Here is a 14052-nt window from a genome sequence, read left to right on the forward strand (position 1 = left end):
ACCTCGGACTTTCAGGTGAAAGCCAACATGCATAGACCCTGCGCCGTTATCCCGGTCTACAACCACGAAACCGCCATCACCACCGTGGTCGACGCCCTGCTCACCCGTCATCTGCCGTGCATTCTGGTGGACGACGCCAGCGATGAATCCTGCGCCGACGTCCTGGATCAACTGGCCCTGCGCGACGACGTTCACCTGATTCGCCTCGCCACCAATCAGGGCAAGGGCGGCGCAGTGATGACCGGGATGCGCGAAGCGTCGCGCCTGGGTTTCAGCCATGCCTTGCAGGTGGATGCCGATGGCCAGCACGACCTGCAGGACGTCACACGCTTTATCGAACTGTCCCGTGCCCATCCCGAGGCCGTGATCTGCGGTTACCCGCAATACGACGACAGCGTGCCCAAGGGTCGTTTGTATGCGCGCTACCTGACGCACGTCATGGTCTGGATCAACACCCTGTCGTTGCAGATTCGCGATTCCATGTGCGGCTTTCGCCTCTATCCGTTGCCGCCGACCCTGGCGCTGATCGAGTCGACGAAAATCGGCAAGCGCATGGATTTCGACTCGGACATCCTGGTGCGCCTGGCCTGGCGCAATCTGCCCATGGTCTGGCTGCAAACCAAAGTCCATTACCCGCTGGACGGCGTTTCGCACTTCCGGATGTTCCACGACAACGTACTGATTTCGCGCATGCACACCCGGCTGTTCTTCGGCATGTTGTTGCGCTCGCCCCTGATCCTCTGGCGGCGGTGGCGCACATGAATACAGACAAGCAACACTGGGCCGATCGCGAGGAGCGCGGCAGTTTCTGGCTGATGAAGTTCACCGCGTTCGCCGCCAAAGTGCTCGGTCGGCGTCTGCTGAGCCCGTTGCTGTACGGCATCGTGTTGTACTTTTTCCTGTTCGGCCGCAGCGCTCGCCACAGCGCCTGGCAGTACCAGCAACGGCTGGCTGACTGGAGCGCTCGCCCCGATTTGCGGCCGAACCAGTGGCGGGTGTTTGGCCAGTTCATGGCGTTCGCCGATTCCATGCTCGACAAGCTCGATGTGTGGAACGGCAAGCTGAGCATCGAGCAGATCGAAATCATCGACCCGGCATTGTTGCGCAACCAGTTGCGCGGCACTCGCGGGCAGATGCTGGTGGGCGCGCACCTGGGCAACCTCGAAGTGTGCCGCGCACTGGCGGAAATCGGCGAGAAGGTCACGATGAACGTGTTGGTGCACACCAAGCACGCCGAGCATTTCAACCGTCTGCTGGGCGAAGCGGGCGCGACCAATCTGCGCCTGATCCAGGTCAGCGAGCTGGACCCGGTGATCATGCTGCAACTGCATGAACGCCTGGAGCGCGGCGAATGGCTGGCCATCGCCGGCGACCGTGTGCCGTTGCATGGCGGGCGCAGCGTGACCGTGGACTTCCTTGGCTATCCGGCAAAATTCCCGCAGGGGCCGTGGCTGCTGGCCGGCCTGTTGAAATGCCCGGTCAACCTGCTGCTGTGCCTGAAGAAACCCGATGGCGATTATCGGCTGACCCTCGAACCCTTCGCTGACGCCATCACCTGGAAGCGCAGCGACCGTGAGCAGGTCATTCATCAGTGGGCTTCCCGCTATGCCGAGCGCCTGAGTCACTATTGCCTCGAAGCCCCTCAACAATGGTTCAACTTTTACCCTTTCTGGAAGACCGATGACGACGCCAACGCTTGAGCCGGTAACCTTCGGCGAACTCCCTTTGCGCATCGAAGACGTGCTGGCCCTGGCCAACCGTCAGGTGCCGACGCAGTTGCAAGGCGACCCCGAGTTCCGCCGGCGCATCGCCAAGGGCGCGCAATTCCTCGATTCCCTGCTGGACAAGGAAGGCGTGATCTATGGCGTGACCACCGGTTACGGCGATTCCTGCGTGGTGGCGGTGCCGCTGCATCATGTCGAAGCGCTGCCGCGTCATCTGTACACCTTCCACGGTTGCGGGCTGGGCAAACTGCTTGATGCCCAGGCCACTCGCGCCGTGCTGGCGGCGCGCTTGCAGTCGCTCTGTCACGGCGTGTCCGGCGTTCGGGTGGAATTGCTGGAGCGCCTGCAAGCGTTCCTCGAGCACGACATCCTGCCGCTGATTCCGGAAGAAGGCTCGGTGGGCGCCAGCGGCGATCTGACGCCGCTGTCCTATGTCGCCGCGACCCTGTCCGGCGAGCGCGAAGTGATGTTCCACGGCGAACGGCGCCAGGCCGCCGACGTGCATCGTGAACTCGGTTGGCAGCCGCTGGTGCTGCGACCCAAAGAAGCCCTGGCCCTGATGAACGGCACCGCCGTCATGACCGGGCTTGCTTGCCTGGCCTACGCCCGTGCTGATTACCTGCTGCAACTGGCCACGCGCATCACCGCGCTGAACGTGGTCGCCCTGCAAGGCAATCCGGAGCATTTCGACGAACGCCTGTTCGCCGCCAAGCCACACCCGGGGCAGATGCAAGTGGCCGCGTGGCTGCGCAAGGACCTGGCGATCGACGCGCCGACCGCGCCGCTGCATCGCCTGCAGGACCGCTATTCCCTGCGCTGCGCGCCCCACGTCCTCGGCGTGCTGGCCGACAGCCTGAACTGGCTGCGTTCGTTCATCGAGATCGAACTCAACAGCGCCAACGACAACCCGATCATCGATGCCGAGGCCGAACGCGTGCTGCACGGCGGGCACTTCTACGGCGGCCACATCGCGTTCGCCATGGACAGCCTGAAAAACCTCGTGGCCAACGTCGCCGACCTGCTGGATCGACAACTCGCGCTGCTGGTGGACGAGCGTTACAACCATGGTTTGCCGAGCAACCTGTCCGGCGCCAGCGCCGACCGCGCGATGCTCAACCACGGCTTCAAGGCGGTGCAGATCGGCACCAGCGCCTGGACCGCCGAAGCCTTGAAAAACACCATGCCGGCCAGCGTGTTCTCGCGCTCCACCGAGTGCCACAACCAGGACAAGGTGAGCATGGGCACCATCGCCGCCCGCGATGCGATTCGCGTACTGGAACTGACCGAACAGGTCGCCGCCGCCACGCTGCTGGCCGCCAACCAGGGCGTCTGGCTGCGCGGTCAGGCCGAAGACGCCCGACCGCTGCCACCGGCCCTGGCGACCATGCACGAGGAACTGGCCAAAGACTTCCCGCCGGTCATCGAAGACCGCGCGCTGGAAGGTGAATTGCGCCTGTGCCTGCAACGTATCGCTGAACAACACTGGAGGCTGCATGCGTAGCAAAGGAGTGCTTCACATCGATACGGAAATCCTCGTGCCGTTCTTTGACGTCGACAGCATGAACGTCGTATGGCACGGCCACTACGTCAAATACCTGGAAGTCGCCCGCTGTGCGCTGCTCGACAAAATCGGCCACAACTACAGCGCCATGTCCGACTCGGGCTATGCCTGGCCGGTCATCGACCTGCAGTTGCGCTACGTGCGCGGCGCGGTGTTCGGCCAGAAGCTGAACGTGCGGGCCAATCTGGTGGAGTGGGAAAACCGTCTGAAGATCAACTACCTGATCAGTGACGTGGAAACCGGCGAACGCTTGACCCGCGCCGTCTCCGTGCAGGTGGCTGTCAGCATGCACAACCGCGAAATGCAGCTGGCCTCGCCCAAGGTGTTTACCGACGCTGTCGAGAGGATGCTGGCATGATTTTCTGCCTCCCCCGTTCCCCTGTAAGAGCGAGCCTGTCGAATCGTCGCACCGTCGCGATGGTCGTTAACGATAACCCTGGGCACCTGACACTCCGCGGCGCCCTCAGGTTTTTCGCGAGCAGGCTCGCGCCTACCGTGTTCTGCGTGTTGCTGGGCATTCCAGGGCTGGCCAACGCCTTCGACCTGCAACAACTCAGCGATCAACTGGCCAGGCCCGAGGTGATCCATGGCCAGTTCATCCAGGAAAAACACCTGCGTGCGCTGCCTCAACCGCTGACCAGCAAGGGCACGTTCGTCCTGGCGAAAAACCACGGTCTGTTGTGGCTGCTCAAAACGCCGCTGCAGCAGGATTACCGCATAACCGACCAAGGCATTGCCCGGCGTGATGCCAGCGGTTGGCAGATGTTGCCGGGCAAGAGCGCCGGGGCCGAGCAGAACCGTCTGTTCCTCGCTGTTCTGCAAGGCGATAGCAGCGGGCTGCAGCGGGATTTCGAACTGTCGCTGAGCGGCGAAGCGCAGGACTGGCGGCTGACGCTGGTGCCGCGCTCAATGCTGCTCAAGCAGGTGTTCACCCAGATCAACATCACCGGCGGCGAACTGGTGCACAGCATCGAGCTGCTGGAAACCCAGGGCGACAGCACCCTGTTGCGCATGCAGGACAGCACCAGCGCCCAACCGTTGAGTGACGCGGAGCAACACGACTTTGCCGAGTGAACGCGCGCTTCCCCGGCTGTTCCTGATCCTGCTGCTGGCGGTGCTGGCGCTCGCCGGCTGGCAATGGCGTAACGGTGCACCGCTGTCGGCCAACCTGATGGAACTGGTGCCCGGCACGACCCCGGACGCGCTGGAACTGCGCGCTGAACAACGCATGCAGGAACCGCTGAACCGCGAGATGCTGGTGCTGGTCGGTCATGCCGACCGCCAGCAAGCCATCGCCATGGCGCAGAAACTGGGCGATCAATGGCAGGCCAGCGGGCTGTTCGAGAAGGTCCAGTGGAACCTGCAAGCCGACTTGCCGGCTTTGCGTACGCAACTGCTGCAGGGCCGGCTGGCGATGCTTTCGGCTGACGACCGACAGCAATTGATCGAACATCCAGACGCCTTTATCCAGCAGCGGGTGCAAGCACTGTTCGACCCGTTCACCGGTTTCAGCCTGGTGTCGAGCCAGGACGACTGGCTCGGCCTGACCGGGCGCATCCAGAACAGCCAGCCGCAGCACGGTTCGGTGCAACTGGACATCGGCAGCGGTGCCTTGATCGCCGATGCCGATGGCAAAAGCTGGGTGCTGCTGCGCGCGCGAAGCACCGGCAACGCCTTCGACATGAACCTGCCGCTGCAAGTGGCCGACCTGCTCCAGCACAGTCGTGAACAAGCGGCCGAGTCTGACGTGCAACTGCTCGCGGCCAGCGGATTGCTGTACGCCGCCAGCGGGCAACGACAAGCCGCCCGTGAGATGACCTGGGTCGGCGGCGGTGCCACGGTGGGGATTCTGTTGCTGCTGTTGCTGGCCTTCCGCCGCTGGCGCGTGTTGCTGGCGTTTGTTCCGGTGCTGGTGGGCATGCTGTTCGGCGCGGTGGCTTGCGTGACGGTGTTCGGCCACATGCATGTGATGACGCTGGTGCTGGGTTCGAGCCTGATCGGCGTGGCGGTCGACTACCCACTGCATTACCTGTCCAAAAGCTGGAGCCTGAAACCCTGGCACAGTTGGCCGGCCCTGCGCCTGACCTTGCCCGGCTTGACCCTGAGCCTGATCACCAGCGCCATCGGCTACCTGGCCCTGGCCTGGACGCCATTTCCGGCGCTGACGCAGATCGCGGTGTTCTCTGCGGCGGGTCTGCTGGGGGCCTATTTGTCCGCCGTGTGCCTGCTGCCGGCGTTGCTCAAGGGTGTGGATCTGCGTCCGGCGCAATGGCCGTTGCGGGTTTGTGAGTATTTGCTGGGGATACGTGAAGCGTTGCTCCAGCGCCTGCGCACGCCCGTGCTGTTTGCACTGCTGATGGCCTTCTGCGTCGGCGGCCTGCTGCAGCTCGGGACCCGCAATGACATTCGCCAATGGGTCGGCGCACCGCAGCAATTGACTGACGAAGCCCAGACCATTGCCCGCATCACCGGCTATCAGCCCACCAGTCAGTTCTTCCTGGTGCGCGCGGCCAATCAACAGGAACTGCTCGAACGCCAGACCGCCCTGAGCGAACGCCTGGATCAGCTGATCAACCTGAATAAGCTTCAGGGTTACCTGTCGCTCAACCAACTGGTGAGCCCGCCGAGCGAACAGCACCGGGTGCGCGAAGCATTGAGCACATTGCCCGGCGTCTGGCAGCCGCTGCTCGATGTCGGCGTGCCGGCCGAGGCGCTGCAAGCGGAGCTGAAAACCTTGCAGGCACTGCCCGTCGAAGACATCGACGCGGCACTGGCCGGGCCCTTGGCCGAACCGTATCGGGCATTGTGGCTGGGGCCGACCGATGATGGCGTGGCGGCGATGGTCAGCCTGCAAGGCCTGAACAACCCGTCACTGCTGCGCATCCAGGCACTGGATCTGCCAGGGGTGCAGTTGGTCGACCGGCTCGGTGAACTGAACAACGTTTTCGCCGCCACCCAGATCAGTGCCGCCGAACTGAAACTCGCCTCCTGCGCGCTGATTGTGCTGGTGCTGATGCTGCCGTTTGGCCTCGGCGGCGCGTTGCGTATTGTCTCCCTGCCACTGCTGGCGGCGCTGTGCAGCCTCGCCAGCCTCGGTTGGCTGGGGCAGCCGTTGACCCTGTTCAGCCTGTTCGGCCTGCTGCTGGTGACGGCCATCAGCGTCGATTACGCGATCCTCATGCGCGAGCAGGTCGGCGGCGCCGCCGTGAGCCTGCTGGGCACGTTGCTGGCGGCGCTGACCACCTGGCTGTCGTTCGGCCTGCTGGCGGTGTCGAGCACGCCAGCGGTGAGCAACTTCGGTCTGTCGGTCAGCCTGGGCCTGATCTTCAGCTTCATGCTCGCCCCCTGGGCCGGAAAACACAGGCCATCGCCCACCATTGAGGAGCCGGCACAATGATCGTTGCGTTGTTTTGGGCGATGGCCCTGGCGTTGTTTGCCGTGGCGACCCGACTGGGCCGGCATCTGGGCTTGATCCCGATCGTCAGCCAGTTATTGCTGGCAACCGTTGGCCTGCCGCTGCTGATGTATTTCTGGATCGAACCCCACTGGCAGTTGAGCGGTGCGGCGCTGGTGTCGCCTATCTGGCTGAAGAACCTCTACAGCCTGAGTTTCGCGCTGCTGCTGGGCTACATCCTCAGTGACGTGATCGACCTGCACCTGGATCGCCAGAGCCTGAAAATCGCCCTGCCGAGTTTCTGTATTCCGTTTGCCTGCGGCCTGGCCACGGCGTTCTGGCTGCTGCCACCGCAGCCCTGGATCAGCTCGCTGGCGGTCGGCCTGTTGTTCGCCATTACCGCCATTCCGGTGTTGTACCTGTACCTTCGGCATATCAATTACCCGCCTGCCGCCACCCGGCGACTGGTGCAGACAGCGATCCTCATCGACCTCACTTGCTGGACCTTGTTCGCCATCGCCCAGGGCACCCTGCACCTGAGCAGTTTGCTGCTGCCGCTGGCCGGCGCCTGTCTGCCGGTGCTGCTGCGCCTGCTCGGCCTGCGCCAGGCATGGCTGTACAGCGGATGCTTTTTCGCGCTGCTGGTGGTGGCCGAACACTACAAGCTCAATGCGTTGATTTTCGGCATCGGTTATCTGCTGCTCATGGCCGCCCTGAAGGCGCCGCTGATACTGCCGTTTCCGGTGCGCTGGATGATTTTTCTGCAGACGTACATCGCCATCCCGCTGATCCTCACGTTCGGCATCGTGCAGATTAATGTGCACAGCGCCATGGACAGTCTTGGCTGGGTGCAACTGGCGGCCCTGCTGCTGTTACCGATTGCCAGCAAAATGCTCGGCAACTGGCTAGGCCTCGGCTGGGCCGGCGCTTCGTTCCAGGGCGCGAGCCGCTGGCGGGAAAGCGTGTTGCTGAACATTCGCGGCTTGAGTGAGATCGTGTTTCTCAACCTGCTGTTGCAACAACTGCTCATCAGCCCGGCGCTGTACTTTGCGCTGATGCTGATGGGCCTGATCGCGACACTGCTGCCGGCACTGGCCGGCATGCACCGGATTCCCCTGAAAGCTGCCGCCCCGGCAAGGAGCCCCCATGCCAACCGTTGAAATGGAACGTCGCCAGATCGTGGTCATCGGCGCAGGCCCTTCGGGTGCCATCGCCGCCGCGCTGCTCAAACGCCAGGGTCATGACGTGCTGGTGATCGAGCGTCAGCATTTCCCACGCTTTTCCATCGGCGAAAGCCTGTTGGCGCACTGTCTGGACTTCGTCGAAGAGGCGGGCATGCTGGACGCCGTCAATGCGGCGGGGTTCCAGGTGAAAACCGGCGCTGCGTTTGCCTGGGGCGAGCGTTACAGCGCTTTCGATTTCGGTGACACCTTTACCCAGGGCAAGCCGACGACCTTCCAGGTCCAGCGCGCCGACTTCGACAAACTGCTGGCCGATCAGGCCGCGCTGCAAGGCGTGGAAATCCGCTACGGCGAAGCCATCGTCAGTGTCGAGGTCGATTTGCCGCACCCGCTACTCGGCGTGCGTCGCGAGGACGGCAGCGAATACCGCATCGAGGCTGACTTCATGCTCGACGCCAGCGGTTACGGTCGTGTGCTGCCGCGCTTGCTCGACCTCGAAGCGCCGTCGAATTTCCCGGTGCGCCAGGCGGTGTTCACCCATATCGAAGACGGCATCGACAGCCCGACCTTCGACCGCACCAAGATCCTCGTCACCACTCATCCCGACAAACGCGATGTCTGGTTCTGGACCATCCCGTTCAGCAACGGTCGCTGCTCGGTCGGCGTGGTCGCCGCAGCGGAGCATTTCGAGGGCCGCACCGACGATCTGGACGATTGCCTGCGCGGTTTCATTGCCGAGACGCCAAGCCTGTCCGGCGTGCTGAACAACGCGGTGTGGGACACGCCCGCGCGGACCATTGGCGGCTATTCGGCCAACGTCAAGACCCTGCATGGGCCGGGCTTCGCGTTGCTGGGCAATGCTGCCGAATTCCTCGACCCGGTGTTCTCGTCCGGCGTGACCATTGCCATGCGTTCGGCGAGCATGGCCGCCGGCGTCCTGCACCGGCAGTTGCAAGGCGAAACCGTCGACTGGGAAAAGGAGTTCGCCGGGCCGCTCAAGCGCGGAGTCGATACCTTTCGTTGCTACGTCGAAGGCTGGTACGCCGGGACCTTCCAGGACGTGATTTATCACGAGGGCAGCTCCGGGGAGATCCGCCGCATGATCAGCTCGATTCTGGCCGGCTACGCCTGGGACGAGCGCAACCCGTTCGTCAGCGAAGCCAAACGCCGTCTGAAAGTGATTTCCCAACTCTGCGCACGGGATGCGACATGAGCTACTTGAGCGACAACTACGTCGAAGAAACCCGTTTCGGCCTGTGGTTCCTGCGCAGCTACACCTGGCAGTACCGCGTGCTGCGCGTGGCGATCGACGATTTGCGCAGCCTGTTCAGCGAGGCGCTGCCGAGCAATCCGGTGCTGCTGGACGCGGGCTGCGGTCAAGGCAAGTCGTTCAAGTACCTACAGCAGACGTTCATGCCCGAACGTCTGATTGGCGTGGACGCTGACCCCCACAGCCTGAACCAGAGCCGTGAAGAAGCGGTCTATCAGGGTATTGCCGTGGAGTTGATCGGCAGCGACTGCGCCACCCTGGGCGTACCGGACGCCAGCGTCGACCTGCTGTTCTGTCACCAGACGTTCCATCATCTGGTGGAACAGGAAAAGGCACTGGCCGAGTTCTACCGCGTACTCAAGCCGGGCGGCTACCTGATGTTCGCCGAATCCACCGAGGCTTACATCGATACCTGGGTGATTCGCTGGTTGTTCCGGCATCCGATGCACGTGCAAAAAAGTGCCGCACAGTATCTGGAAATGATCCGGGGCCAGGGTTTTGAATTCGGTTCGCACAATGTGTCTTATCCGTACCTCTGGTGGAGCCGCGCCAAGGATTTCGGTCTGCTGGAACGCTTGGGTCTGTGCCAGCCAAAACCCTTTGGCCAACGGGAAGAAACCCTGGTCAATGTGGTGGCGCGCAAACCGTTGAAAGGTGGAGTTTGATGCTCACCATCCGTCACTCAGCATGCATGACCTGTGGCAGCGAGCCTGCTCGCGATAGCGGTGGATCAGTCACCCTGAATGCCGACTGTACTGCCGTCATCGCGAGCAAGCTCGCTCCCACAGGGATAGCGGACGTTCTGCGATTTCTGCTGTTTGCCGCGGCCCTGCTGCTGAGCGCCTGCGCCAGCCAGCCGCCGCTGCCCGAGCACACTCCGAACCTGTCGCTGCCGCTGCAACTGCACATCCAGCGCCTGCAGGCCGAACAACGCCAGGACTGGGTGCTGGTGATCCAGCGTGAAGGCCCGGGCATCCGCTGGTCGATGATGGACCTGCTGGGCATCCCGCAGGCACGTCAGAAGCTGGTCGACGGAACCTGGCACGCCGACGGCCTGCTGCCGCCCAACCCCGAAGCCCGGGAGCTGTTCGCGGCGCTGCTGTTTGCCCTGACGCCCAAGGACGAGTTGCACGGCAACTATCCTGCTGCCTGGCAACATGGCGCGCAACGCTCCCTGCCCGAACGCTGGGACGTTCGTTATTCACAACCGATGAGCTTTGAATTGAACCTGCCCAAAGGCCCGAAATATCAAGTCACGCCCCTGAGCGGGGAGGCACCATGACCGCCTACCTGAATGCCCTCGGCGTGATCTGCGCCCTGGGCCGCGACAAGCAGGAAGTGACGCGTAACCTGTTTGCCGGCGATTGCTCCGGCATGCGCAGCGAAGCCGGCTGGGTACCGGAGCGGTCGTTGCCGGTAGGCACGGTCGCAGGCGAGCTGGCGGCGATTCCACCCGAGTTGATCCGGCAACGCAGCCGCAACAACCAATTGCTGCTGGAAGCCGCCCTGCAAATTCGCCCGGACATCGACCGCGCGATCCAGACCTACGGCCGCGATCGCATCGGCATCGTACTGGGCACCAGCACCTCAGGCATCGACGAAGCCAGCCAGGGCCTGGCCCACTACATTCGCGACCAGCAGTTCCCGGCCGACTACGACTATCAGCAACAGGAACTCGGTGCACCGGCCAATTTCCTCGCCGACTGGCTGCAGGTGAGCGGGCCGGCCTACGTGATTTCCACGGCCTGCACCTCCAGCGCCCGTGCCCTGATGAGCGCCCAGCGTCTGCTGGACCTGGGCGTGTGCGACGTGGTGCTGTGCGGGGGTGTCGACACCCTCTGCAAGCTGACCCTCAACGGTTTCTCGGCGCTGGAAGCCGTGTCCGGGCAGCGCTGCAACCCGTTTTCGCGCCACCGCAACGGCATCAACATCGGCGAAGCCGCCGTGCTGTTCCTGATGAGCAAGCAGCCCGGCGACGGTCAAGCGATTGCCCTGCTGGGCAGTGGCGCCAGCTCGGATGCGCATCACATTTCCGCACCGGAACCGAGCGGCCGCGGCGCCCGACAAGCGATGCGCAAAGCCTTGCATCGCGCGGGGCTGCAACCACAACAGATCAGCTACCTGAACCTGCATGGCACCGCCACCGCGCACAACGATGCCATGGAAAGCCATGCCGTCGCGGCGGTGTTCCCTGAAGGGGTGCCGTGCTCCTCGACCAAACCCATGACCGGCCACACCCTCGGCGCCGCCGGGGCGCTGGAAGCGGCGTTCTGCTGGTTGAGCCTGAGCACCGGCAATCGCGAGCACGCTCTGCCGCCGCACGTCTGGGATGGCCAGGCGGACCCTGAACTGCCCGCCCTGAATTGGGTGACCCCGGCCACGCGCCTGACGTCCACTGGTCCCCGCTACCTGATGAGCAATTCCTTCGCTTTCGGTGGTAATAACGTCAGCCTGATTATCGGAGACGCCCCATGATTGACTGGCCGCTCGCCGAACTGCTGCCCCACGCTGGCGACATGATCCTCATCGAGCAGATCCTGGCGTTCGATGAAGAGCAGATCCACACCCGTCTCACCGTCAGGCCCGATGGCCTGTTCAGCCAACCGGACGGCAGCCTGCCGGCCTGGGTCGGCATTGAACTGATGGCCCAGAGTGTCGCCGCCTTCGCCGGTTGCCATGCGCGCCAGCGCGGCGATGCCGTAGCGCTCGGTTTCCTGCTCGGCAGTCGTAAATTCGAATGCAATGTCGAAAGCTTCCCGGCCGGCACCGAGCTGACCATCCACGGCCTCCGCTCGCTCGAAGACGATAACGGCATGGGCGTGTTCGAATGCCACATCAATGCGCCGGGCATTCACGCCACCGCCCGTCTGAACGTGTATCGCCCGCCCCAGCCGACTCAATATCTTTCAGAGCCCGAAGGCTCGTCACAAGGAACACAATCATGACTGAATCCGTACTGGTCACCGGTTCCAGCCGTGGTATCGGCCGCGCCATCGCCCTGCGCCTGGCCCAGGCCGGGCACGATATCGTGTTGCATTGCCGCAGCGGCCTGGCAGACGCCGAAACAGTGAAGGCCGACATCGAAGCCTTGGGGCGCCAGGCCCGCGTCCTGCAATTCGACGTGTCCGACCGCGCCCGCTGCAAAGCCATCCTTGAGGCCGACGTCGAGGCCCATGGCGCCTATTACGGCGTAGTGCTCAACGCCGGCCTGACCCGTGACGGTGCTTTTCCGGCGCTGAGCGAGGATGATTGGGATGTGGTGATGCGCACCAACCTCGACGGTTTCTACAACGTGCTGCACCCGGTGATGATGCCGATGATCCGTCGTCGCGCCGCCGGGCGAATTGTCTGCATTACCTCGGTGTCCGGGCTGATCGGCAACCGTGGCCAGGTCAACTACAGCGCCTCGAAGGCCGGGTTGATCGGTGCTGCCAAGGCGTTGGCGATCGAGTTGGGCAAGCGCAAAATCACCGTCAACTGTGTCGCACCCGGCCTGATCGACACAGCCATGCTCGATGAAAACGTGCCGGTGGAAGAACTGATGAAAATGATCCCTGCTCAACGCATGGGCACCCCTGAAGAGGTGGCCGGTGCGGTGAATTTCCTGATGTCGGCGGAAGCCTCGTACATCACCCGGCAGGTTCTGGCCGTCAACGGAGGCCTGTGCTGATGAAGCGCGTCGTCGTCACCGGCATGGCCGGCATCACGTCCCTGGGCAGCGATTGGGAAACCATCGTCGGCCACTTCGCGGCCAACCGCAGCGGCATCCGTCGCATGGATGAATGGGATCGCTTTACCGAACTCAACACCCGTCTGGCCGGCCCCATCGACGACTTCAAGGTGCCAAGCCACTGGACGCGCAAACAACTGCGCAGCATGGGCCGGGTGTCGCGGCTTGCGGTGGGTGCGGCGGAGATGGCGCTTGCCGACGCCGGGCTGTTGGGCGACGAATCGATCAAGGACGGACGCATGGGCGTCGCCTGCGGCTCATCGACCGGCAGCACCGACGAGATCAAGGCGTTCGGCAACATGCTACTCAACTCGGTCGCCGAGGGCCTGAACGCCAACTCCTACGTGCGCATGATGCCGCACACCACGGCCGCGAATATCAGCATTTTCTTCGGCCTCACCGGCCGCCTGATCCCGACCTCCAGCGCCTGCACCAGCGGCAGCCAGGGCATCGGCTACGCCTACGAGGCGATCAAGTTCGGCCGCCTGCCATTGATGCTGGCCGGTGGCGCCGAAGAGCTTTGCCCGACCGAAGCCATGGTCTTCGACGCGCTCTACGCCACCAGCCTGAAAAACGACGCCCCGCAAACCAGCCCACGCCCCTACGACAAGGGCCGCGATGGCCTGGTGATCGGTGAAGGCGGCGGCATGCTGGTGCTGGAAGAACTGGAGCACGCCCTGGCCCGTGGCGCGCACATCCATGCCGAGATCGTCGGTTTCGGCAGCAACGCCGACGGCCAGCACACCACTCGTCCGGAGCAAGTCACCATGCGCCGGGCCATGGAACTGGCGCTGGAAGACGCCGGACTCAAGCCTTCGGACATCGGCTACGTGAACGGCCACGGCACCGCCACCGAACAGGGCGACATCGCCGAAACCCTGGCCACCAGCACCCTGTTCGGCGAGCACATGCCGATCAGCTCGCAAAAAAGCTTCCTCGGCCACACCCTCGGCGCCTGCGGCGCACTGGAATCCTGGTTCAGCATCGAAATGATGAACCGCGACCTGTACGTCCACACCCTCAACCTCGACGAAGTCGACCCGCACTGCGGCAAGCTGGATTACCTGCGCGGCGAGTTTCGGCAGATGAGCAACCAGTACGTGATGAACAACAACTTTGCGTTTGGCGGGGTGAATACTTCGTTGATTTTCAAGCGCTGGGCGTAAGCAGAATCCTATTTGTGGGAGCGAGC

14 protein-coding genes are annotated in these 14052 nt (G+C 63.5%); all 14 read left to right on the forward strand.

Features of this window, described 5'->3' with window-relative positions:
• Window positions 1-27: 27 nt before the first annotated feature.
• The 14 genes from BLV61_RS13175 to BLV61_RS13240 are packed head-to-tail and all read left to right on the forward strand — an operon-like array spanning window position 28 to window position 14026.
• Complete coding sequence (locus tag BLV61_RS13175; protein ID WP_090465568.1) at window positions 28-762, forward strand: glycosyltransferase family 2 protein; 735 nt, start codon at window positions 28-30, stop codon at window positions 760-762.
• A complete protein-coding gene (locus BLV61_RS13180) occupies window positions 759-1700 on the forward strand; it encodes an LpxL/LpxP family acyltransferase (RefSeq protein ID WP_090465570.1) in 942 nt (313 codons plus the stop codon). The genes BLV61_RS13175 and BLV61_RS13180 overlap by 4 nt, the downstream gene beginning before the upstream one ends.
• Window positions 1681-3225: an HAL/PAL/TAL family ammonia-lyase gene (locus BLV61_RS13185; RefSeq protein ID WP_090465573.1), complete on the forward strand. Its 1545-nt coding sequence runs from the start codon at window positions 1681-1683 to the stop codon at window positions 3223-3225. The genes BLV61_RS13180 and BLV61_RS13185 overlap by 20 nt, the downstream gene beginning before the upstream one ends.
• Window positions 3218-3643: an acyl-CoA thioesterase gene (locus tag BLV61_RS13190; protein ID WP_090465575.1), complete on the forward strand. Its 426-nt coding sequence runs from the start codon at window positions 3218-3220 to the stop codon at window positions 3641-3643. Before BLV61_RS13185 ends, BLV61_RS13190 begins: the two co-directional genes overlap by 8 nt.
• Entirely contained in the window at window positions 3640-4359 is a 720-nt protein-coding gene (locus tag BLV61_RS13195; protein ID WP_090465578.1) for an outer membrane lipoprotein carrier protein LolA, read from the forward strand. Before BLV61_RS13190 ends, BLV61_RS13195 begins: the two co-directional genes overlap by 4 nt.
• Complete coding sequence (locus tag BLV61_RS13200; protein WP_244159873.1) at window positions 4349-6682, forward strand: MMPL family transporter; 2334 nt, start codon at window positions 4349-4351, stop codon at window positions 6680-6682. The genes BLV61_RS13195 and BLV61_RS13200 overlap by 11 nt, the downstream gene beginning before the upstream one ends.
• Window positions 6679-7839 (forward strand): sodium:proton antiporter, encoded by a 1161-nt coding sequence (locus BLV61_RS13205; protein ID WP_090465587.1) that lies wholly within the window; start codon window positions 6679-6681, stop codon window positions 7837-7839. Before BLV61_RS13200 ends, BLV61_RS13205 begins: the two co-directional genes overlap by 4 nt.
• The gene (locus BLV61_RS13210; protein ID WP_047536526.1) at window positions 7826-9073 is read left to right on the forward strand and encodes an NAD(P)/FAD-dependent oxidoreductase; all 1248 of its coding nucleotides are present in this window, start codon (window positions 7826-7828) and stop codon (window positions 9071-9073) included. The genes BLV61_RS13205 and BLV61_RS13210 overlap by 14 nt, the downstream gene beginning before the upstream one ends.
• On the forward strand, window positions 9070-9795 hold the full coding sequence (locus BLV61_RS13215; protein ID WP_047536524.1) for a class I SAM-dependent methyltransferase: 726 nt from the start codon (window positions 9070-9072) through the stop codon (window positions 9793-9795). The genes BLV61_RS13210 and BLV61_RS13215 overlap by 4 nt, the downstream gene beginning before the upstream one ends.
• A complete protein-coding gene (locus BLV61_RS13220) occupies window positions 9795-10412 on the forward strand; it encodes a hypothetical protein (protein WP_090465590.1) in 618 nt (205 codons plus the stop codon). Before BLV61_RS13215 ends, BLV61_RS13220 begins: the two co-directional genes overlap by 1 nt.
• Window positions 10409-11605, forward strand: coding sequence for a beta-ketoacyl-[acyl-carrier-protein] synthase family protein (locus tag BLV61_RS13225; protein ID WP_090465593.1), 1197 nt, complete (start codon window positions 10409-10411; stop codon window positions 11603-11605). Before BLV61_RS13220 ends, BLV61_RS13225 begins: the two co-directional genes overlap by 4 nt.
• Complete coding sequence (locus tag BLV61_RS13230) at window positions 11602-12075, forward strand: hotdog family protein (protein ID WP_090465596.1); 474 nt, start codon at window positions 11602-11604, stop codon at window positions 12073-12075. The genes BLV61_RS13225 and BLV61_RS13230 overlap by 4 nt, the downstream gene beginning before the upstream one ends.
• Window positions 12072-12800, forward strand: coding sequence for a 3-oxoacyl-ACP reductase FabG (fabG, locus tag BLV61_RS13235; protein ID WP_047536518.1), 729 nt, complete (start codon window positions 12072-12074; stop codon window positions 12798-12800). The genes BLV61_RS13230 and fabG overlap by 4 nt, the downstream gene beginning before the upstream one ends.
• Entirely contained in the window at window positions 12800-14026 is a 1227-nt protein-coding gene (locus BLV61_RS13240; RefSeq protein ID WP_047536516.1) for a beta-ketoacyl-ACP synthase, read from the forward strand. Before fabG ends, BLV61_RS13240 begins: the two co-directional genes overlap by 1 nt.
• Window positions 14027-14052 lie beyond the last annotated feature (26 nt).

Source organism: Pseudomonas mohnii, assembly GCF_900105115.1.
Lineage (GTDB): Bacteria > Pseudomonadota > Gammaproteobacteria > Pseudomonadales > Pseudomonadaceae > Aquipseudomonas > Aquipseudomonas mohnii.